This is a genomic window from Xanthomonas sp. BRIP62415 (assembly GCF_003993515.1).
GTDB lineage: Bacteria > Pseudomonadota > Gammaproteobacteria > Xanthomonadales > Xanthomonadaceae > Xanthomonas > Xanthomonas euroxanthea.
Window position 1 is genome coordinate 285,644 of the sequence record NZ_QEZH01000013.1, and the last position, 20,263, is coordinate 305,906.

The following is a 20,263-nucleotide window of genomic DNA, read 5'->3' on the forward strand; positions in this document are numbered from 1 at the left end:
CCAGACCATGCATAGCGCGCAGAGCCTTCAAGCCGAAATCGCCGACATCCGCCTGGCCATGGCGCAGGAGGAATTCGAGGTGATGCCGTTCATGCTGGACACCCACGATCTGCACCTGCGCGAGTACGCGCAGCAGGCGGACCTGAACCAGGACCGCGACGCACTGCAGGCGCTGCAGGCCATGCAGCAGGATCTGATGCGGATCATGCTCGAGCGCCGACGCAAGTTGCTGGACCTGATCCGCGCGCAGCGTACGTCCTCCTCGGCCAGCCGCGCCTACGCCCGGGTCGGGCGGATCTGATGCCCGCGCTCGGCACACTCGCGCCATCGGCCGATGCCGCGCTGTTCGCCGACACGCTCAGCTGCGAAGTGCGTCTGCCGGCCGGCTTCCGCGCCGGCAGCGATGCCGGCCCGCACGGCGCTGCGGAAACCCTGCTGCGCAGCCTGGGCCAGGTGGAAGACCTGCGCAGCGAAGACACCAGCGAAGACCGTGGCGAGCTGCCGCTGCTGGTGCAGCGCATGGACGCCAAGCTCGACCTGATGCTGGCCCTGATCGGCCGTCTGGTGCAGCAGGGCGACAGCGGACTGATCCAGGGGAACGTGCAGTGGTCGGTGCGCGGAATCCGCCTGAGCTGCGCAAGCAGCCATCCGCCGGGCACGTTGGGGAGTGTTTGCCTGCAACCGTCCGACTGGCTTCCTGAACTGGTACAGCTTCCTGCCGAGGTCCTGGCAAGCGCAAGTGATGGTCACGACCATTGGCTTTGGCTGCGGTTTGCGCCGCTTTCGCCAGGCTTGCAGGAGGCGCTGGAACGTCATCTGTTCCGTCTGCATCGCCGTCAGATCGCCGACGCCCGCCGCCAGCGCTGATACCACCTGTTGGCGCGGGGCGCCGGGTCGGCTAAGGTGCCCTTTACTGAAAAAGGTCTCTTCTGCGCCGTGCGAGTCATCATCGTCGACGATCACACCCTTGTCCGTGCCGGCTTGTCCAGGCTGCTGCAAACCTTCGCCGGCATCGATGTCGTGGGTGAGGCCAGCAACGCACAGCAAGCCCTGGACATGACATCCCTGCACCGGCCTGATCTGGTGTTGATGGATCTGTCCCTGCCCGGCCGCAGCGGCCTGGATGCCATGACCGATGTGTTGCGCGCTGCGCCGCGTACGCACGTGGTGATGATGTCGATGCACGACGACCCGGTGCACGTGCGCGATGCGCTGGATCGCGGCGCGGTCGGCTTCGTGGTCAAGGATGCCGCGCCGCTGGAGCTGGAGCTGGCACTGCGTGCAGCGGCGGCCGGCCAGGTGTTCCTGAGCCCGCAGATTTCGTCCAAGATGATCGCGCCGATGCTGGGCCGCGAAAAACCGGTCGGCATTGCCGCCTTGTCGCCGCGCCAGCGCGAGATCCTGCGCGAGATCGGCCGCGGCCAGAGCAACAAGGAAATCGCCGCCGACCTCGGCATCAGCGTCAAGACGGTGGAGACCCACCGCGCGCGCATGATGGAATCGCTCGGTTGCCGGCGTGCCAACGATCTGGTGTTGCTGGCGGCCAAGCATCACAACGAACTGGTCTGAGGACCGGCCGCCGGGCGATGACCGGAGGCGGCCGCCAGCGACCAAAACAGTGACGGGATTCCGGCGAGCACGCTTGAGTCCGTCTTGTACGTCAGGGAATTCCCCACGCGCTATCAGGAAAATCACGAATTGCCTCACGCGATTCCCTGATTAGAAACCCGTCGCCTTGTCCTGCAAGATGCGTTCCATCGCTGCCACGTGCGGCGCCTTCCGGAAGCGCTTCGATGAAGACGACCATTTCCGCCCAGCTTGGCCAGCAACTGCACCTGACCCCGCAGTTGCTGCAGTCGATCCGTCTGTTGCAGTTGGACGGCATGCAGTTGGAACTGGAAATCCGTCGCGCGCTGGAAACCAATCCACTGCTGGAGCTGGAAGAGCTGGCCGACAGCGACGCCGTCGCGAGCAGCGACGATGGCGCCTCCGACGTCGCCGCCTTCGACGAACTGCCGGAAAGCACGATGTGGGACGTGCCGAGCAGCAGCTGGAACGATGGCGACGACGACCGCATGCAGCGCGTGGCAGCCGGCGAATCCACCGACCCGCACGTGCGCATCCTGCGCGAGCTGGCACTGGACCTGGACGAGGCCGCATTGGGAGCCGCCGCGTTCTGGCTGGAGCAGACCGACGACGCCGGCTACCTGACCGAAGCCCTGGCGACGCTGCAGCAGCTCGGCGCGACCCGTCTTGGTATGACCGTGCAGGCAGTGGAAGCGGTCCGTCAGCGCCTGCTGCACGGCGACCCGGCCGGCCTGGCCGCCTGCGACCTGCGCGAGTGCCTGCAGGCCCAGCTGAGCGCCCTGCCCGGCCGTGTGCCGGCGCGTCATCTGGCTGCGCGCATCCTTGCCGGCGACCTGGACCTGCTGGCCAGCCACGACTATCCGCTGCTGGCGCGCGCGCACGATGCCGAAGTGGACGATGCACGCGAGGCGGTCCGGCTGATCCTGTCGCTGCAACCGCGCCCCGGCGATGACCTGCTGCAGGAAAGCAACGCCAGCGTGATTCCGGACGTGCTCGCCTGGCATGCCGACGGCAGCTGGCGGGTGGCATTGAACCCGGCCACCACCCATCGGGTGAGCATCAATCCCGTGCATGAGCGTGCACTGGCCGAGGCCGGCGACGCCGCCCAGCCGCTGCGCGACATGCTGCAGGAAGCGCGCTGGCTGACCCGCGGGCTGTCGATGCGCTACGAGACCCTGCTGCGTGCCACGCGCGCCATCGTCGAACGCCAGGCCACGTTCCTGGTGCGCGGTGAGGAAGCGATGGCACCGCTGACGCTGAAGGAAATCGCCGATGAGATCGGCATGCACGAATCGACGATTTCGCGCATTACCACCGGCAAATACATCCAGACCCCGCGCGGCACCTTCGAGCTCAAGCACTTCTTTGCGGTGCGTCTGGAAGGCGCCAGCGTTTCCGGCCAGGCGGTCAAGGCGATGGTGCGCCGACTGATCGAAAGCGAGCCGGCCGGCCGGCCGCTGGCCGACGAAGCCATCGCCGGGCTGTTGTCGCGCCAGGGCGTTAACATTGCCCGTCGCACTGTGGCCAAGTACCGCGAACAACTCGACATCGCCCCGGCACGCGAGCGCCGCCGCACCAACAAACCGCCGCTTGCCCGGGCAGGATAAGGATTACTATGAGCAAACTCACCGTGCTGCTGGTCGACGACCACGAGGGCTTCATCAACGCTGCGATGCGTCATTTTCGCAAAGTGGAGTGGCTCGATATCGTGGGCAGTGCCGCCAATGGACTGGAAGCGATCGAGCGCTCTGAGTCGCTGCGCCCCAATGTCGTGCTGATGGACCTGGCCATGCCGGAGATGGGCGGGCTGCAGGCAACGCGTCTGATCAAGACGCAGGACGATCCGCCGTATATTGTCATCGCGAGCCACTTCGACGATGCAGAGCATCGTGAACACGCTCTTCGCGCGGGTGCTGACAATTTTGTTAGCAAGCTGTCCTATATCCAGGAAGTCATGCCAATCCTGGAGGGCCTGACGGTAAGGAGCCAGGAATGAGTGAGTCCCGCATTCTGTTGATCGACAGCGATGCCGTGCGCGCCGAGCGCACCGTCTCGTTGCTCGAGTTCATGGACTTCAATCCACGCTGGGTCACCGACGGCGCCGACATCAATCCTGGCCGCCATCGCCATGACGAGTGGATGGCGGTGATGGTGGGCTCGGCGCAGGATGCCGCACAGGCCGACAAGTTCTTCGACTGGCTGGCCGATGCCAAGCTGCCGCCACCGGTGTTGCTGATGGAAGGCAGCCCGAGCGCGTTTGCGCAGGCCCACGGCCTGCACGAAGCCAATGTCTGGACGCTGGACACGCCGCTGCGCCATACACAGCTGGAAGCCTTGCTGCGCCGTGCCAGCCTCAAGCGCCTGGATGCCGAGCACCAGGCCGGCGTGCAGCAGGACACCGGCCCGACCGGCAACAGCGAGGCGGTGACCCGCTTGCGCCGCCTGATCGACCAGGTGGCCGCCTTCGACACCACGGTGCTGGTGCTGGGCGAATCGGGGACCGGCAAGGAGGTCGTGGCACGCGCCATCCACCAGCATTCGCCACGGCGCGACGGACCGTTCGTGGCGATCAACTGCGGTGCGATCCCGCCGGACCTGCTGGAAAGCGAGCTGTTCGGCCACGAAAAAGGCGCCTTCACCGGCGCGCTGAGCACCCGCAAGGGCCGCTTCGAGATGGCCGAGGGCGGCACCCTGCTGCTGGACGAGATCGGCGACATGAGCCTGCCGATGCAGGTCAAGCTGCTGCGCGTGCTGCAGGAGCGCAGCTTCGAGCGCGTCGGCGGGGGCCAGACCATCCGTTGCAACGTACGCGTGATCGCCGCGACCCACCGTAACCTGGAAACCCGCATCAGCGACGGCCAGTTCCGCGAGGACCTGTTCTATCGGCTCAACGTGTTCCCGATCGAGATGCCGGCGCTGCGCGAACGCGTCGACGACCTGGCCATGCTGGTGCAGACCATCGCCGGGCAACTGGCACGCACCGGACGCGGCGAAGTGCGCTTTGCCGACGAGGCCCTGCAGGCGCTGCGCAGCTACGACTGGCCGGGCAACGTACGCGAGCTGACCAATCTGGTCGAGCGCCTGGCGGTGCTGCATCCAGGCGGTTTGGTACGCGTGCAGGACTTGCCGGCACGCTACCGCGGTGATTTTGCCTCGGCCGTTGCGGTCGAGCCCGTGCCGGAGCCGGCACTGGTTGCCGCCCCCGTCGAAGCCGTCGCGCTGCCGGGCAATGTCGTGACCCTGCAGCCTGCGACCGCCGATGCCGAGCCGGCGACCAGTTCCAGCCTGCCTGACGATGGCATCGACCTGCGGGGCCACATGGCCAACATCGAGCTGGCGCTGATCAATGAGGCGCTGGAACGCACCCAGGGCGTGGTGGCGCATGCAGCGCAGCTGCTCGGCCTGCGCCGCACCACGCTGGTGGAAAAGCTGCGCAAGTACGGCATCGATCGCGAGCAGACCGAGCTGGCGAACTGAGCGGGGCGCATTCCTGGCCCCGCTTGCTGGCACGGCACTTGCTTCAGCAGGATCACACCGTCCGCAGCCGTCGGCTGCGGCGCAATCCCGACATTCACCAGCACCTGCCGAGGCATTGATGCCCATCCCCGTCACCAGCCCGCTGCTGCCGCCGCTGGAAGAATTTCTGCCCTACCTGGAGCAGATCTGGGACAGCCGCATTGTCAGCAATGGGGGTGACATGCATCGCGCCTTCGAACGCGCGTTGTGCGAGTACCTGGGCGTGCCGCACCTGGCCCTGCTGACCAACGGTACCACCGCGTTGATCACCGCCCTGCAGGCGCTGCGCATCACCGGGGAGGTGATCACCACGCCCTACTCGTTCGTGGCCACTGCGCATTCGCTGTTGTGGAAAGGCATCACGCCGGTGTTCGTGGATATCGACCCGGTGACGCTCAACATGGATCCGTCCAAGATCGAGGCGGCCATCACCCCCCAGACCACCGCCATCATGCCGGTGCACTGCTACGGCACTGCCTGCGACACCACCGCCATCACCCGCATCGCCGACATCTACAACCTCAAGGTGATCTACGACGCGGCGCATGCGTTCGGGGTGCGCGACGAGGGTGGCTCGATCCTGCGCCACGGCGACCTGAGCGCGTTGAGCTTCCACGCCACCAAGGTATTCAATACCTTCGAAGGTGGCGCCATCGTCTGCCCCGACGAACGCACCTATCAGCGCATCGGGCATCTGAAGAATTTCGGCTTCGTCGATGAAACAACGGTGGTGGCACCCGGCATCAACGGCAAGATGAATGAGATCAGCGCGGCCTTCGGCCTGCTGCAGCTCAAGCACATCGACCATGCCATTGCCCAGCGCAGCGCCATCGACGCGCAGTATCGGCAGCGCCTGAGCGATATCCGCGGCGTGCGCTGCGTGGCGCGGCCAGATCATGCCAGTGCCAACTACGCGTACTTTCCGATCCTGGTGCAGGACGACTACCCGTTGTCGCGCGATGCGCTGTATCAGTTGATGCGCGAGCACGGCATCCTGGTACGGCGCTATTTCTATCCGTTGATCAGCGATTTTCCGATGTATCGCGCCCTGCCCTCCTCGGCGCCGGCACGGCTGCCGGTCGCGCGCTCGGTGGCCGCACAGGTACTGTGCCTGCCGATCTTTCCTGGCCTGACCCGCGACCAGGTCGATACCATTGCCGATCTGATCGCCAGGCAACAGGCGACATGACGGCAACCCGCTCCACGCTTTTTTCAGACTCCCGCATCTTCAACAGGCAACCAGGCGAGATCGCATGACCCAGGCAACGTTTATCGAGAACTTCATCGCCGCCACCGACTTCCAGGAGCCGGTTGAGGTCACCGCCGACACCGTGCTGCTCGAACTCCCGGAATGGGATTCGCTGGCCGCACTGGGCGTGATCGTGATGTTCGACATGGAGTACGGCAAGACCATCACCGGCGAGGACCTGACCGCCGCCGTCACCGTCGGCGATCTCTACAAACTGACCGAGGCGTAAGCAGCATGCCGACCTCCACGCTGCACAACGTCCGCTTCGCCGGCATGGCGACCTGCGTGCCGAAGCGGGTCGTGTCCAATCTCACCGATTGCCGGCCGCAGATCCGCTCCGAGCGCGAGCGGCTGGTGCGCAACATCGGCATCGAGACGCGCCGCATGGCGTCGGAGTGGCAGTGCTTTTCCGACATGGCCTTCGATGCGACGCAGGTGCTGCTGGAAAAGCTGCAGTGGAAGCGCGAAGAGGTCGATGCGTTGATCGTGGTGACCCAGTCGCCGGATTATCCGATCCCGGCCACCGCGATCATCCTGCAGGACCGGCTGGGGCTGTCGCACGCCACGGTTGCCTTCGACGTCAACCTGGGCTGCTCGGCCTACCCGTTCGGCATCAACCTGCTCGGCTCGATGATCGCCGCCGGCGGCGTCAAGAAGGGCCTGCTGCTGGTCGGTGACCGCAGCGCCACGCTGGAAGACCCGATCTTCTCCGATTCCGGCACCGCCACCGCGCTGGAATTCAGCGCCGACGCGCCGCCGATGCATTTCGACCTCAACAGCGATGGGAGCGGCTACAGGGCGATCATCCTGCCGGTGGGCGGCCACCGCGAACCGGTCGGCATCCAGCACTTGGTGCCGTACCGCGACGAGGCGGATGGTGCCTGGAAGCGTGGCGTGGACCTGATCCTGGACGGCGTGGCAGTGCTGAGCTTCTCTACCCAGCGCATCCCGCCGGCAGTGCAGAAGCTGCTTGAGTATGCGGGCGTGTCCAAGGAGGAGATCGACTATTTCGTGTTCCACCAGGCCAACCGCATGATCAATGAGACCATCCGCAAAAAGCTCGGCCTGCCGGTGGAAAAGGTGCCCTCGACGTTGCGCGACTTCGGCAATACCAGCGGCGCCTCGCTGCCGGTGACCATGACCGCACGCATCAACAAGGACCTGGAATCAGGGCGCAAGCGCGTGCTGCTATGCGGCTTCGGCATCGGGCTGTCGTGGGGCACCTGCCTGCTCGACATCGAAGGGGCCACTTTTCCAGATCTCATCGAATCGTGAGCATTGCTCCCGACCCCTTCGCGCTTGCCGGCAAACGCATCCTCGTCACCGGCGCTTCCTCGGGTATCGGCCGCCAGATCGCGATTTCCTGCGCCGAGCTGGGTGCCCAGCTGGTGATCAACGGACGTGACCGTGTGCGGTTGACGTCGACCCTGGAGGCGTTGCCAGGCGACGGCCACATGGCAATCGCGGCAGACCTGGACCGGCAGGAGGACATCGACCGTTTGGTCGCCGAGGTCGGCGTGTTGGACGGGATGGCACATGCGGCCGGGATCTCCCGGCTGGTGCCGCTGCGCCTGGTCAACCGGGCGCATCTGGACACCATCTTCTCCAGCAACACGTTCGCACCGATGCTGCTGACACGCGGCCTGCTGGCAAAGAAGCGCATCGCCGCAAACGGCTCGCTGGTGTTCGTCGCTTCGGTCGCTTCGCACATCGGGCCAATGGCGAGCAGCGCTTACGCGGCCAGCAAGAGTGCCCTGCTCGGCATGGTGAGATCGCTGGCGCAGGAAGTTGCCAAGAACGGAATCCGTGCCAACTGTATCGCCCCGGGCTACGTGCGCACACCGCTGCTGGACGGCCTGCAGGGCAGCGGCGGCAACATGGAAGGGCTGTTCGAACTGACACCGCTGGGTATGGGCGAGCCGGAGGATGTCGCTTACGCCGCCACGTTCCTGCTGGCCGATGCGAGCCGCTGGATCACGCGTACCTATTTCGTGGTGGACGGCGGCCTCACGGTGCCGATGGATATCTACGCATGACTACACCGGCACGCACTGCGTTCTCGCTCGAGGGCAAGACGATCCTGGTGACGGGAGCGTCGTCGGGGCTCGGCCGGCAGATCGCCATTGCCTGCGCACAGCGAGGCGCCCGCATCATCCTGGCCGGCCGCGACACGGACCGCCTCGCGCAGACCCAGGCGCAGTTGCAGGGCACGGGCCATGTCGGCGTGCTCGGCGACCTGACCAGCGCCGCCGACCGCGAGGCGCTGGTTGTCTCGGCAGGCGCGGCGGTGCATGGCGTGGTGCACTGCGCGGGCATGCAGAAGCATTGCCCGATCCGGCAGCTGACCGAGGCGGCGATGACCGAGATGTACACGGTCAATTTCCTCGCTCCGGTAATGCTGACGCAGCGCCTGCTGCAGGCAAACGCCATCGCCCCGCAGGGCTCGATCGTGTTCATGCTGTCCACTGCCGCGCACCTTGGCACGCGCGGCGTGGGGCCGTATTCGGCGATGAAGGCCGGCCTGATCGGCATCATCAAGTGCCTGGCGCTCGAACAGGCAAAGCGCAGGATCCGGGTCAACGGCATTTCCCCCTCGGCCGTGGCCACGCCGATGTGGGGCGTCGCCCAGCTCGAGGCGCAGAAGGCGCGGCATCCGCTGGGCCTGGGCGAGCCGCAGGACGTCGCCAACGCCGCGATCTACCTGCTGGCCGACGCCAGCCGCTGGGTCACCGGGACCAGTCTGGTCATGGACGGCGGCTCGATCCTATGACCCATCCGGTCTTGATCATCGGTGCCGGCGGATGGGGTCGCGAGGTCTTGGCGCAGATGCAGGGCGATCCGGCGTGTGGAACGCAGTGGCGTCCGGTGGGCTTTCTCGACACGCGCCCGCAGATGCTGGACGGTCAAGGCTGCGATCTGGCCATCGTCGGTAGCCCGCTCGCGTACCAGCCGCGGGACGAAGAGCGCTTCGTCTGCGCGATCGGTGATCCGCATGCGCGCCAGCGCTATGCGCAGCCGCTGCTGGCGCAAGGCGCGCAATTCATTCCGGTCCTCACCGGTGCATTCCTGAGCCCGCGCGTGCGCATCGGCCAGGGCTGCTTCCTGTGCCATCGCGTACAGCTCAGCCCCGACGTGTGGCTGGGCGACTTCGCCAATGTGCATGCCAACACCATGCTTGGGCACGACGTCCATGTCGGTGACTACGCGCAGATCGGTGCGATGACCTTCATCGGCGGCGGCGCGCGGATCGGTGAGCGTGCCATCGTGCACCCGCACGCCACCATCCTGCCCGGCATCCACATTGGCGTCGGCGCCGTGGTCGGTGCCGGCGCGGTCGTGGTCAAGGACGTGCCGGCCGGCGCCAGCGTGTTCGGCAACCCGGCCCGGATCATCTACCACAAGGATTCCTGAGGAAGCCGCGCCGATGCGATCGCGAATGCACCCCAGCTACTACCTGTCGACGGAGATCTTCGCCCGCGAACAGCGCAAGATCTTTCGCAAGGCCTGGCTGTTTGCCGGGCTGAAGACGCTGCTGCCCGACAACAACTGCTTCATCACCCGCAGGCTCGCTGGGATTCCGGTGCTGATCCAGAACTTCCAGGGCCGCCTGCGCGCGTTCGAGAACATCTGCCTGCACCGCAGCGCGCTGCTACAGACCACTGCGGTGGGAAAGCGCCCGTTGGTCTGTCCCTACCATGCATGGAAGTACGACGCAGACGGTCGGGTTGAGAACATCCCCGAGTGCGCGGCTGTGTATGGCTTCGACGAGGAAGAAAGACGCGGCCTGAAATTGCGGGAGTTCGCCCTGCGCGAGGTGGGCAACCTGCTGTTCGTCAACCTCGATCCCGACCCGATGCCGATCGAGGAACAGTTTTCGGCAGACTTCATCGCCTTGCTGGAAAGCAGTTCCAATGCCTATGACACCGAGGTCATGGTGACCACGTGGCGTGGCCGGTACAACTGGAAACTCGCTTACGAAAATCTTCGCGATGCCAATCACCCGCGCTTCGTCCACCCCAAGACACTGGCCAAGAGCGTCAGCTTCACTCCCGAGGTAAACGAGGAACAAGCCAGGGAGTCCATGGAAGCGTTGCAAGACAGCTCGCCCGCTGCCTTGAGGCACGAGATGCGCCGCTTCAGTTTCGGCGGCCCGGAAGCCGCCATCCCCAACCTTCAGCATTTCGGCTGGCACGAGAAAGTGGAACGCTGGGGCAAGCAGGACGCCTACTTCAACTGGCTTGCCTTCCCGAACCTGCATATCGCCAGTGCTAACGGCGGCTATTCCTTCACCCTGGAACACCACATTCCCGTCGCGCCGGACCAGACCGACCTGGAAATCTACTGGTTTAGCGCACGCAGGAAACAGCCTTACGGTTCCTCCAGCCAAGTGCTACTGGCACAGATGCACGGCAGCAAGGTGGTGGTAGGCGAAGACGTGGACATCATGGAGCGGGTGCAGGCGGCCTTGCACACAGACGCTCCGCTACCTACCCAGGGAGCCTATGAATCCATGAATCGCCTGGTCGAACGCTGGTACACGACGCTGATGGAGACCGAACATGAAATCTAGGTGGATCATCGGCAGCAGCGACTACCTCGACCTGGCCTTTCATGCCTGGAAGCAGACGCGGCAGGGCGAGACGGTCATCAGGGTCGACGTGCCACAAGACGCGGGACACGAGTTCGATCTTGGCGTGCTGGATGGGCTGAATCCGACCGAAGGGGCCATGTTTGTGGCTTTCGACGAACGCTTCGGCAACTTCAAGCGCATGGAATTGATGCAGGCAGCAATGGAACGTGGCTTCAAGCTGGAGCCCTTCATCCACCCCTGCGCAGCCATCGGCGCTGACACGGTCATCGGACTCAACGCATTCGTGGGTGCCCATGCCGTCGTCGGGCACGGGTGCAGGATCGACTACAACACCGTCATCCATGCCGGCGCGCACCTCGGACCGGCATGCCGCGTCAAATCGTCATGCTGGATAGAGAACGGTGTGCACGTCGGCGCGGGCGTCGAGATCGGCGGCAACAGCATCCTGCGGACTGGCGCCATCGTGCGCGGTGGCGTCAAGGTGGGACGAAGCTGCGAACTTGGCTGGCCGCGCGTCTACTGCGAGGACGTACCTGCCAAGACCTATTTCGACGCCGGCTACGACGCCCCTATTCACACCTACGAGAGATGACGTTCATGAGCTCAAGAAATGAGCAGCTTCGCCAACAGATTCTCCGAATTGCGGAGCAGGAGCGCCCCGTACTCGAAGATGTCATCGCGCGCCTGCCCGCGATTGCCGGCCGCCCTGCATTCCTCATCGCTCCCGAGTCCTATGCTGGCGTGGTGCATGGCCCCAGCGTCGTTGCCGACCTGCGCCATGTGGTTGCCGCGATTGATGACCAAAGCATCCACCTGGACCGCATTCACGGCGCACCGCGCTGGAGTAGTCAGGAGTTCCTTGCCAAGGCAGGGCAGTACGCCGATGCGATCGCTATCGATTTCTCTTGCAGCCCGCGCGGTCGGGCGTTTGCAAATGACCTCTGTACCAGCGCGGGCATTGAGCAACTGAGCATTGCGCCTTGCCTGGATCCGCTGATCCCACGCTTCGAGCAACGCCCCCTCTTTCTGCTCCATCCGCGCTCGGGCATTGGCGAGATTTATGGCCCAAAGATCGTCCAGCGCTCCAGCCATGTCATTGCCGCCGTCGATGACCAGCCAAGCGACAGCGACACCGTTCATGGCGTGCCGCGTTGGAGCTCGCGCCAGTTCATTGAACAAACGGCCCAGCATCCCCAGGCATTGGCCATCGATTTTTCCTACAGCCCTGGAGAATCGGGCCTTGCCCGCAAGCTCTGCGAACAAGCAGGCATTGAACGGGTGGATGCCTGCCTGGCCGTTGCGCACTGTGGGCTGCCCGCCGTATACGAGCCTGCCCGGGTATACCGTCAGCGGACGCTTGCGCGCCTGGACGAATTCCTGCGTCTTGCCGATCGACTGGACGACGATCTCAGCGTCTTTACGCTCTACAGCAACCTGTTGTTCCGCCTGACCTACAACTCCAGCCTCCTGTTGGATTGCTGGGCGACGCCGATCAACGAGTACTTTTCAACATACGCCGATAGCAGCACATTCCAGCTGGGTCGGCGTGAACATTTCTGCGATGGCGGTGCCTTCCAGGGCCCCATCGTGCACAAATTTCTAGAAGCATCCCGCCATCATTATGAAAGCATCACCGCCTTTGAACCCGATAGCATCAACTTCCAGAAATTGGAGGGCATCGCCAGCGCCCTCCCCCTTCCCCCGCACAACTTCAGGGCCATAAAAAAAGCCATCTCCAACGAACATACGACGCTGCGCTTCGAGCAGACCGGCACCGTTTCCAGCCATGTATCGCCAAATGGCGGAATCTCCGTGGCTACGACACGCCTGGACGACGAGCTGGAAAAGCTGACGCTACTGAAGTTGGACATCGAAGGGTTCGAGGCCAGGGCACTGGAAGGCGCATCTCACCTCATCCGTACCCAGCGCCCCCGCATGGCCATTTGTGTATACCACTACGCCCAGGATCTGCTGGATATCGTGGAGCAACTGGACAAACTGGTCGATGGCTATCACTTCCGTCTACGCCAGCACTCTCCCGGCCACTACTACGACCTCGTTTTGTATGCATCGCCCGTGGCCGGTGCCGCACCGCCGCCCTGGGCAGAGTAAGCCCGGGGAAATTCACGACTTGAGAGATGGAGCGATGACTGACGCCCGCAACGCGGGGGGCTTAAAAAATCGTCGCGATGTGCGCGGCCCGCTTTGTCCGACGATGACCGCCTACGCCGCATCCGTCAGGCGCCCAGCGCCATGTCGCCGACTCGATCGTGACATGGCGCTGGATAATCGCAATCGCAATCTCAATCGGCGCGATGCTGCTCGACGAAGAACAACAGCATCTCCGAATTCAATGACACTGATAAGACCAGCAAAGTACATAAGGAAGCCCTGTCATGGCGTTAGCAGTCGGCTCGATCGAGCGAGCCACGATCAAATATCCAGGACTGAATCTGCGCAGCACCAAGTTGATCGGCTGGGGGGCAGGACAGTTTTTCCGTGATTTCTATCCAGCCATCGCCCAGCAGTTGAACTTGCAGTACACCATCTGCCCGCGGCCGGAGAATCAGGGCACAACTGTCCATGGCCTGCCGGTCAGACCACCTTCGGCACTGGAGGAGGAATCGGTCGATGATGTGCTGATCGTCATCTTCTCCAATCACGCCGCAGAGGTGATGAATCAGATTGCAAAGGCACATGGCCGTTTCCGCACGGTACGTGCCGTCGAATACGGCCAGGGCAGCGTTGCACTGTTGCAGGAATTGCAGGATTTCTCGCGCCTGTTGCCCGAGCTGCAACTGTCGCGACAACTGACCAAGCCGGATACCGGCATCTTCGTGCAGGGGCTAGCGTTCGACTTTACGCCCCTGGTGCTGGCCTGGAATCGTCTGCGTTTCCCTTGGGCGTACCAGTGCATGGTGACCTGGGACCACCAACCAAGTGCGCTACTGGACCGCTGCAGGCCCTGGCTGGATAAGCTGATTTTGGTGCCTCAGCCGGACAACCTGGGCCTGCACTACCGCAATGCGGTGCTGCGTTCCGCACGTCTGGGCGTGGAGCATCTGGCCGAGCAAGGCATCGCGTTTGCGGTGCGTTGCCGTAGCGACAACGTGCTGACCGGCTCAACGCACGACGCCATCAATGTCCATTTCAGAGGCAAACGCAATCAAGGAAAAATCGCAATTTCTTTGGGAGCGGGGTTTCGAAACATCCCGTTCCTTTTCACCGAGAAAGCCATGCTTGGCAGGACGCAGGACATGCTGGCTTTGTGGTCGATGCCAGAGGATCCGCGACCGGCGAATTATGCGGACGACGAGTTTTCTCCAATGAACGAACTTGCACCCGATCGGCATTTTCAACAGCTGAGCCAATACGCCTTCGAATCGTCGTTGTGGAAGAGCTACGCACGCCAGCTCGGATTTCAGGCCGAGACCCTGGTCGACAGCTACCGTTTTGCAAAGTCCCGTCTGCTGGCATTGGAGCCACAGATGAGCTGGACGTCATTGAAGCTCGTGTCGTTGTTCAATGTAGCGCGCGACAACAGCTACGGTTTCTCGACGGACTTGTGGAACCGGCTGTTCACTGACACCGATGCGGTACTTGAGGCTGCCGAGGCAGTCAGCCGGCTGGAGCTCAACTCCACCGATTTTTGGCAAGGCAGAGTTGGCTGAGCCGCCCTCGCCACTCAACGCCATCGGTTGCCAGGAGGCTTCTATGACTTACGCCATCATCATCCCCGCGCGACGCGACTCTTCGCGCCTGCCCGGAAAACCGTTGATCGAACTGGGCGGTGTGCCCATGATCGTGCGCACCTATCAGCAATGCGCCAAGGCGGCGCCGGCCGGGCAGATTCTGGTCGCCACCGACTGCGATGTGATTCAACGTACCTGCGAGCAGGCCGGCATCCGCACCTTGCTGACCTCCAGTGCCTGCCTGACCGGCACCGATCGCGTTGCCGAAGTTGCACAACAGCTCGACGTGGACACCTACATCAATGTGCAGGGTGACGATCCGCTATTCAATCCACAAGACCTACGCCTGCTGATAGACGCTGCGACAGCAGCGCCGAGTGATGTGATCAACGGTTACTGCCCGGTCGCCAACATCGACGAGTTCCGTAATCCGAGCGTGCCCAAAGTGGTCGTTCGCCCGGATGGGCGTTTGCTGTACATGTCGCGCGCGGCAATCCCGGTCACCAAGCAAGGCGAGTTCCGGCACGCCTGGCGGCAGGTCTGCGCCTATGCGTTTCCCAGGCAGGCATTGCAGGCGTTTGCATCGGTGTCTTGCAAGACGCCCCTGGAAGAAATCGAGGATATCGAGATCCTGCGCTTTCTCGAACTGGGCTTCGAAGTGCGGATGGTGCAGATGAGCAACCAGTCGATCGCGGTGGATACGCCGGCTGATGTAGTGCGGGTGGAAGCGGCACTGCGCATGATGCAGCTCGGCGAGCAGAACGCGCCATGAGCCAGGATGAGACGTCCGACACGCAGCCCGGCATGCATTCGCCCATCTGCGGCACATCCGATCTCAGAAACCAGGCGCATGCCCAGGCGTATTCCCCACGTCGCTTCTTCGACCAGTTACTGAAGACCGACGCGCCGGTGGTGCTGGACGTGGGTGCGCATCGCGGCGAGTCGATCCAGCACTTCAAGTCGATCTATCCGGATTGCCAGATGTATTCGTTCGAGCCAGATCCGCAGAATTTTGCCGAGCTGGAAAAAGTGGCTGCACAGTTCGGCACGACCACCATGTGCGTTGCATTGGGCGAGAAGGAAGAAGTCGGTCATTATTACCGGCAGAGCATCTCGCACCTGGGCGGGTTGCTGCCGATCAACGCGGAGTCCACCGACTCGCTCGGCTATGCGCGGCAGGCGACGAACGAGGAAATTGTGGTCAGCAAGACCACCCTCGACGATGCCTGCGTCTTGCTGGGGATCGCCCAGGTACATATTCTCAAGATCGATGTGCAGGGGTTCGAGCGACAGGTGCTGGAGGGTGCAACTGCGATCCTGCAGCACACCGACTGCGCAGTGATCGAAATCGGCCTTTACGATTTCTACGGCAAGACCAACAGCTTCGTCGAGGTGGTCAACCTGATGCAGGCGGCCGGCTTTTCGTTGTGGGACATCGCCAAACTGTCGAAGAACCCAAAGAGCTTGCGTACCGATTGGATCGAGGTGGTGTATCGCAAAGACTCAGCACAACCGCGAGATCGTCCTCAGCCATAAGGGCGACTGCGTGCCGCTGCCGGTCAGGTTGCCACCGCACCACCGACGGCACGCTTATTGCATGACCGGCTAGGTTGAACCCCACCCAGGTGCGCTATCTACTGGCGCACGAAGGGGCGCTCCGCCCTCCCCCGTTCCGCGCCTTGGATCCACCTGTGACTGTTCAAGCCAATCGATCGCCGATGACGCCCAACGCCCTGGTCAGCATCGTCATGCCGGCCTACAAGCCGCGCTATGTCGCGCAGGCGCTGGACAGCGTGCTGGCGCAGACCTACCCAGCGTTGGAGCTGGTGATCTGCGACGACAATGGCGATGGCGCGATTGAGGCTGTGCTGGCGCCGCGCCTGGCGAGCGCTCCCTTCCCGATCCGCTACCACCGCAATCCGGCGCGACTGGGCGAACTCGGCAGCACCATCAAGGGCATTGGCCTGGCGCAAGGCGAGTACGTCAAGTTCCTGCATGACGACGATGTGCTGCAGCCGGACTGCATTGCGCAATTGGTGTCGGCGATGGAGCGCAACCCCGGCACCGCGCTGGCGTCCTCGCGCCGGCTGCGGATCGACGATGACGGTGCGCCGTTGCCCGACATCCTGGCCACCAGCTTTCCGTTCGGCGAGGACGTGCTGATCGACGGGCCGGAGCTGGTGTCGTTCCTGGCCGACCATGCCATCAACTTCATCGGCGAGCCGAGTTGCGTGCTTGCACGGCGCGCCGACCTGGCGGCGCTGGGTGGCGAGCTGATGATGTTGAATGGCAAGGCCATCCACTGGGTCGGCGACCTGGCGATCTACGTCAAGCTGCTGCGTCACGGTAACCTGGCCTTGCTGTCTAGCGCGCTCACGCATTTTCGCGTGTCCAGCGCGCAGTTCAGTCAGGCCGGCCGCGATCAGGTCGGGGTCGGCGACCAGGGCCACGAAGATCTGCGCCAGGGCATCCGCCAGTTGGGCTGGCGGCGCGAGAGCGGCGACAACCGCCAGGTGCGCGTCGCCCCGCTCAGCCCGCACAAGGCACGCGTGTTCAAGTCGGTGGACCTGGTCAATGCGTTGATGCAGAGCGCGGGGTTGGCCGAGCGCGTGTCGCCGTCCACCTGGTTGGGTGTGCGGCATCCGGGCATGGTCCAGCGCGCCTTGATCGATGCGCGCCTGCAGGCGCATGCGGGCGGCCCGCGGATCGCAGTGATGCTGATCGACGACACTGGCGATGCGGCAGCGGTGGCCGCAACCCAGGCCAGCCTGGCGGCGGTGGCGTGCTATCCGAATCAGCAGACCTGGGTGCTCAGCAGCTCCCCGCAGCAAGCCGCCGAGCACGGCGAGCGCGGTGTGCTGGTCGGCCCGGACGGGTTGGTGTCCACACTCAACCGGACCATCGCCGCACAACAGTCCATCGACTGGGTACTGCTGGTCGAGGCCGGCAGCCTGTTCACCGCCAGCGGCCTGCTGGTCGTGGCGCTGGAGATGCTTGCGCTGCCGGACACGTGTCAGGCCATCTACGCCGATGAAGTGGTCGCGTTGGACGACGGCCAGCTGGGGCTGGCGATGCGGCCGGCGCTGTATCTGGACATGCTGTTGAGCGCGCCGTCGACGATGTCGCGGCACTGGCTGTTCCGGCACCCCACGCTGGTTGCCGATGGCGGTTTTCCGGCTGGAACGGGCGACGCCTTCGAACTGGATTACCAGCTGGGGCTGGTCGAACGCTACGGCCTGGCCTGCGTCCAGCACATTGCCGAACCCTTGCTGGTGGCATCGGCCAGCACGCTGCATGGCGACGAAGACCAGCAGCGCGCCATCAGCCGCCATCTTGCCGCGCGCGGATACGTGGACGCGGTGGTGGACAGCAACGGCCCCGGCCGGCACGCGGTGGATTACCGCCACGCACAGCAGCCGCTGGTCAGCATTCTGGTGCTGGTGGATGGACGCCTGCCGCAGCTGCAACGCTGCCTGGAAAGCATGCTCGCCAACACCGGCTACCCGCATTACGAGCTGCTGTTGCTGGATCGCGGCGACAGCGCCGAGCCGGCGCTGCGCGACTGGCTGGCGGGCATCGACAACCTTGGCCTGCAGCAGATCCGCGTGCTGCACTTCGACGGTGCGCCCTCGCGCGAGGCGGCCTGCAATGCCGCGGCCGGGCAGGCGCGCGGGGAGCTGCTGTTGTGGCTGGCAGCGGGCGCCGCGGCGATCAAGGCCGATTGGCTGGCGCAGTTGCTCAACCACGCGCTGCGCCCGGAGGTCGGCGCGGTGGCCGGCAAACTGCTGCGCGGTGACGGCACCGTGCATCATGCCGGCTTGCTGCTGGGCCTGGGGGCACCGGCAGCACGCGCGTTCGAAGGTGCCGCGTTCGACGACTCCGGCTATCTGCAACGCCTGCAGCTGGATCAGAACTACAGCGCGCTCAGTGGCGAATGCCTAATGCTGCCGCGCCAGCTGTTTCTGGACGCCGGCGGCTTTGCGCAGGAGCCGGCGCTGGCGCAATGGAGCGATGTCGATCTGTGCCTGCGCCTGCAGCAGGCCGGCTATTTCAATGTCTACGCCGCGCGCGCGCAGCTGCTGATCGATCCTCCCGACACAACGCCCGCCACCGCACTCGACGAAGAAGCGATGTATGCGCGCTGGCTGCCGGTGATGGCCAACGACCCGGCCTACAACCCGGGCTTCTCGCTGGATCCCGGCGCCGGCTTCCAGCTGGCCGACCCGCGCGCCAGTTGGCGGCCATTGCAGTCGTGGCGACCGCTGCCGACGATGATCGCGCTGCCCGCCGATGTCGAAGGCTGTGGCCACTATCGGGTGATCCAGCCGCTGCGCGCTCTGCGCGAGGCCGGCATGGTCGAAGGCGTGCTGTTCAACGGCTATCTGGAGATCAGCGAGCTGGCGCGTCAGGATCCCGACGTGGTGATCCTGCAACGCCAGGTCGGCGAGCCGCGACTGGAAGCGATGCGGCGGATGCAGGCGCTGTCGCGCGCATTCAAGGTTTATGAGCTGGACGACTATCTGCCCAACCTGCCCCTGAAGAATGCGCATCGCGAGCACATTCCCAAGGACATTCTCAAGACAGTGCGGCGTGGGTTGGGCATGGTGGACCGCTTCGTGGTGTCCACCCAGGCGATGGCCGAGGCATTCGCCGGCTTGCACAGCGACATCCGCGTGGCCGAAAACCGGCTGCCGCCACATTGGTGGGAACACCTGCCCGCGCGGTCCGGCCGTAAGGAACGCCAGGGCGGCAAGCCGCGCATCGGCTGGGCCGGCGGCGCCAGCCACACCGGCGACCTGGAACTGATCGCCGATGTGGTGCGCGAGCTGGCCGACGAGGTCGAATGGGTATTCATGGGGATGTACCCGTTCGCACTGCGCCAGCACATCCATCAGTTCCAGCCCGGCGTGCCGATCGACCACTACCCGGCCGCACTGGCGGCGCTGGATCTGGACCTGGCGCTGGCGCCGGTGGAACAAAACCTGTTCAACGAGTGCAAGAGCAATCTGCGCCTGCTGGAGTACGGCGCCTGCGGCTACCCGGTCATCGCCAGCGACGTGCGCTGCTACCAGGGCAGCCTGCCGGTGACCCTGGTGAAGAACCGCTACCGCGACTGGATCGGCGCGATCCGTGACCATCTTGCCGACCCGGCCGCTTCGGCAGCAAAAGGCGCGGCATTGCGTGACGCGGTGCGCCGCGACTGGATGTTGCGTGGCAGCAACCTGGATACCTGGCGGACGGCCTGGTTGCCCGACTAGCGCGGGCACGCCGCCTCAGCGTTCTCCCGCTTGCGGTAGAACGGATGCCTGGCTGCGTGTGAGCTGTCGGTTGCACTGCAACTGGTCGCCTGCCGGCTCCCTTCCCCCGCTTGCGGGGGAAGGTGCCCAAAGGGCGGATGGGGGCGTGCGACCACACTCCAGCGCCGCGCGCTGCCGTACCTGCAGCCGGGTGGCAATTGGCGGTGTTGCCCTCATCCGGCGCTGCGCGCCACCTTCTCCCGCCCGCGGGAGAAGGGAAAGCATTGGCTGCGCGTGAGGGAAAGCATTGGCTGCGCGTGATTTGTCGGCGCACTGCAGCTGACCACCATCGGCTCCCTTCACCCGCGTGCGGGGGAAGGTGCCCGAAGGG

Annotated in this window: 19 protein-coding genes; all 19 read left to right on the forward strand. The window is 64.4% G+C overall.

Going from position 1 to position 20,263, the window contains the following annotated elements:
• Window positions 1–7 precede the first annotated feature (7 nt).
• The 19 genes from EO141_RS04460 to EO141_RS04550 all read left to right on the forward strand — a co-directional run bounded on the left by EO141_RS04460 (window position 8) and on the right by EO141_RS04550 (window position 19,893).
• Complete coding sequence (locus tag EO141_RS04460) at window positions 8–301, forward strand: hypothetical protein (RefSeq protein WP_127168626.1); 294 nt, start codon at window positions 8–10, stop codon at window positions 299–301.
• Window positions 301–867 (forward strand): PilZ domain-containing protein, encoded by a 567-nt coding sequence (locus EO141_RS04465; RefSeq protein WP_127168604.1) that lies wholly within the window; start codon window positions 301–303, stop codon window positions 865–867. The genes EO141_RS04460 and EO141_RS04465 overlap by 1 nt, the downstream gene beginning before the upstream one ends.
• 69 nt (window positions 868–936) lie before the next feature.
• Window positions 937–1,569, forward strand: a complete 633-nt coding sequence (locus EO141_RS04470) for a response regulator transcription factor (protein WP_003482986.1) — start codon at window positions 937–939, stop codon at window positions 1,567–1,569.
• A 224-nt stretch (window positions 1,570–1,793) separates the two neighbouring features.
• A complete protein-coding gene (gene rpoN, locus EO141_RS04475) occupies window positions 1,794–3,194 on the forward strand; it encodes an RNA polymerase factor sigma-54 (RefSeq protein ID WP_104582686.1) in 1,401 nt (466 codons plus the stop codon).
• Window positions 3,195–3,202: 8 nt separating this feature from the next.
• The gene (locus EO141_RS04480) at window positions 3,203–3,583 is read left to right on the forward strand and encodes a response regulator transcription factor (RefSeq protein ID WP_104582687.1); all 381 of its coding nucleotides are present in this window, start codon (window positions 3,203–3,205) and stop codon (window positions 3,581–3,583) included.
• Window positions 3,580–5,064 (forward strand): sigma-54 dependent transcriptional regulator, encoded by a 1,485-nt coding sequence (locus EO141_RS04485; RefSeq protein ID WP_119128784.1) that lies wholly within the window; start codon window positions 3,580–3,582, stop codon window positions 5,062–5,064. The genes EO141_RS04480 and EO141_RS04485 overlap by 4 nt, the downstream gene beginning before the upstream one ends.
• A gap of 118 nt (window positions 5,065–5,182) precedes the next feature.
• Window positions 5,183–6,292, forward strand: a complete 1,110-nt coding sequence (locus EO141_RS04490) for a DegT/DnrJ/EryC1/StrS family aminotransferase (protein ID WP_104582689.1) — start codon at window positions 5,183–5,185, stop codon at window positions 6,290–6,292.
• 64 nt (window positions 6,293–6,356) lie between these two features.
• Complete coding sequence (locus EO141_RS04495; RefSeq protein WP_104582690.1) at window positions 6,357–6,581, forward strand: acyl carrier protein; 225 nt, start codon at window positions 6,357–6,359, stop codon at window positions 6,579–6,581.
• A gap of 5 nt (window positions 6,582–6,586) precedes the next feature.
• Window positions 6,587–7,627: a ketoacyl-ACP synthase III gene (locus EO141_RS04500; protein ID WP_127168605.1), complete on the forward strand. Its 1,041-nt coding sequence runs from the start codon at window positions 6,587–6,589 to the stop codon at window positions 7,625–7,627.
• Complete coding sequence (locus EO141_RS04505; RefSeq protein ID WP_127168627.1) at window positions 7,624–8,388, forward strand: SDR family oxidoreductase; 765 nt, start codon at window positions 7,624–7,626, stop codon at window positions 8,386–8,388. Before EO141_RS04500 ends, EO141_RS04505 begins: the two co-directional genes overlap by 4 nt.
• The gene (locus EO141_RS04510; protein WP_127168606.1) at window positions 8,385–9,122 is read left to right on the forward strand and encodes an SDR family oxidoreductase; all 738 of its coding nucleotides are present in this window, start codon (window positions 8,385–8,387) and stop codon (window positions 9,120–9,122) included. The genes EO141_RS04505 and EO141_RS04510 overlap by 4 nt, the downstream gene beginning before the upstream one ends.
• Entirely contained in the window at window positions 9,119–9,763 is a 645-nt protein-coding gene (locus tag EO141_RS04515; RefSeq protein WP_127168607.1) for a NeuD/PglB/VioB family sugar acetyltransferase, read from the forward strand. Before EO141_RS04510 ends, EO141_RS04515 begins: the two co-directional genes overlap by 4 nt.
• A 13-nt stretch (window positions 9,764–9,776) precedes the next feature.
• Window positions 9,777–10,922: an aromatic ring-hydroxylating dioxygenase subunit alpha gene (locus EO141_RS04520; protein ID WP_127168608.1), complete on the forward strand. Its 1,146-nt coding sequence runs from the start codon at window positions 9,777–9,779 to the stop codon at window positions 10,920–10,922.
• The gene (locus EO141_RS04525; RefSeq protein WP_127168609.1) at window positions 10,912–11,535 is read left to right on the forward strand and encodes a UDP-3-O-(3-hydroxymyristoyl)glucosamine N-acyltransferase; all 624 of its coding nucleotides are present in this window, start codon (window positions 10,912–10,914) and stop codon (window positions 11,533–11,535) included. The genes EO141_RS04520 and EO141_RS04525 overlap by 11 nt, the downstream gene beginning before the upstream one ends.
• On the forward strand, window positions 11,532–13,055 hold the full coding sequence (locus tag EO141_RS04530; protein WP_127168610.1) for an FkbM family methyltransferase: 1,524 nt from the start codon (window positions 11,532–11,534) through the stop codon (window positions 13,053–13,055). Before EO141_RS04525 ends, EO141_RS04530 begins: the two co-directional genes overlap by 4 nt.
• Window positions 13,056–13,339: 284 nt before the next feature.
• Complete coding sequence (locus EO141_RS04535; RefSeq protein ID WP_104582698.1) at window positions 13,340–14,614, forward strand: hypothetical protein; 1,275 nt, start codon at window positions 13,340–13,342, stop codon at window positions 14,612–14,614.
• 43 nt (window positions 14,615–14,657) lie between these two features.
• Window positions 14,658–15,407, forward strand: a complete 750-nt coding sequence (locus tag EO141_RS04540) for a 3-deoxy-manno-octulosonate cytidylyltransferase (RefSeq protein ID WP_127168628.1) — start codon at window positions 14,658–14,660, stop codon at window positions 15,405–15,407.
• A complete protein-coding gene (locus EO141_RS04545) occupies window positions 15,404–16,171 on the forward strand; it encodes an FkbM family methyltransferase (protein ID WP_127168611.1) in 768 nt (255 codons plus the stop codon). The genes EO141_RS04540 and EO141_RS04545 overlap by 4 nt, the downstream gene beginning before the upstream one ends.
• Window positions 16,172–16,383: 212 nt before the next feature.
• Window positions 16,384–19,893: a glycosyltransferase gene (locus EO141_RS04550; protein ID WP_127168629.1), complete on the forward strand. Its 3,510-nt coding sequence runs from the start codon at window positions 16,384–16,386 to the stop codon at window positions 19,891–19,893.
• The last annotated feature ends 370 nt before the right edge of the window (window positions 19,894–20,263 follow it).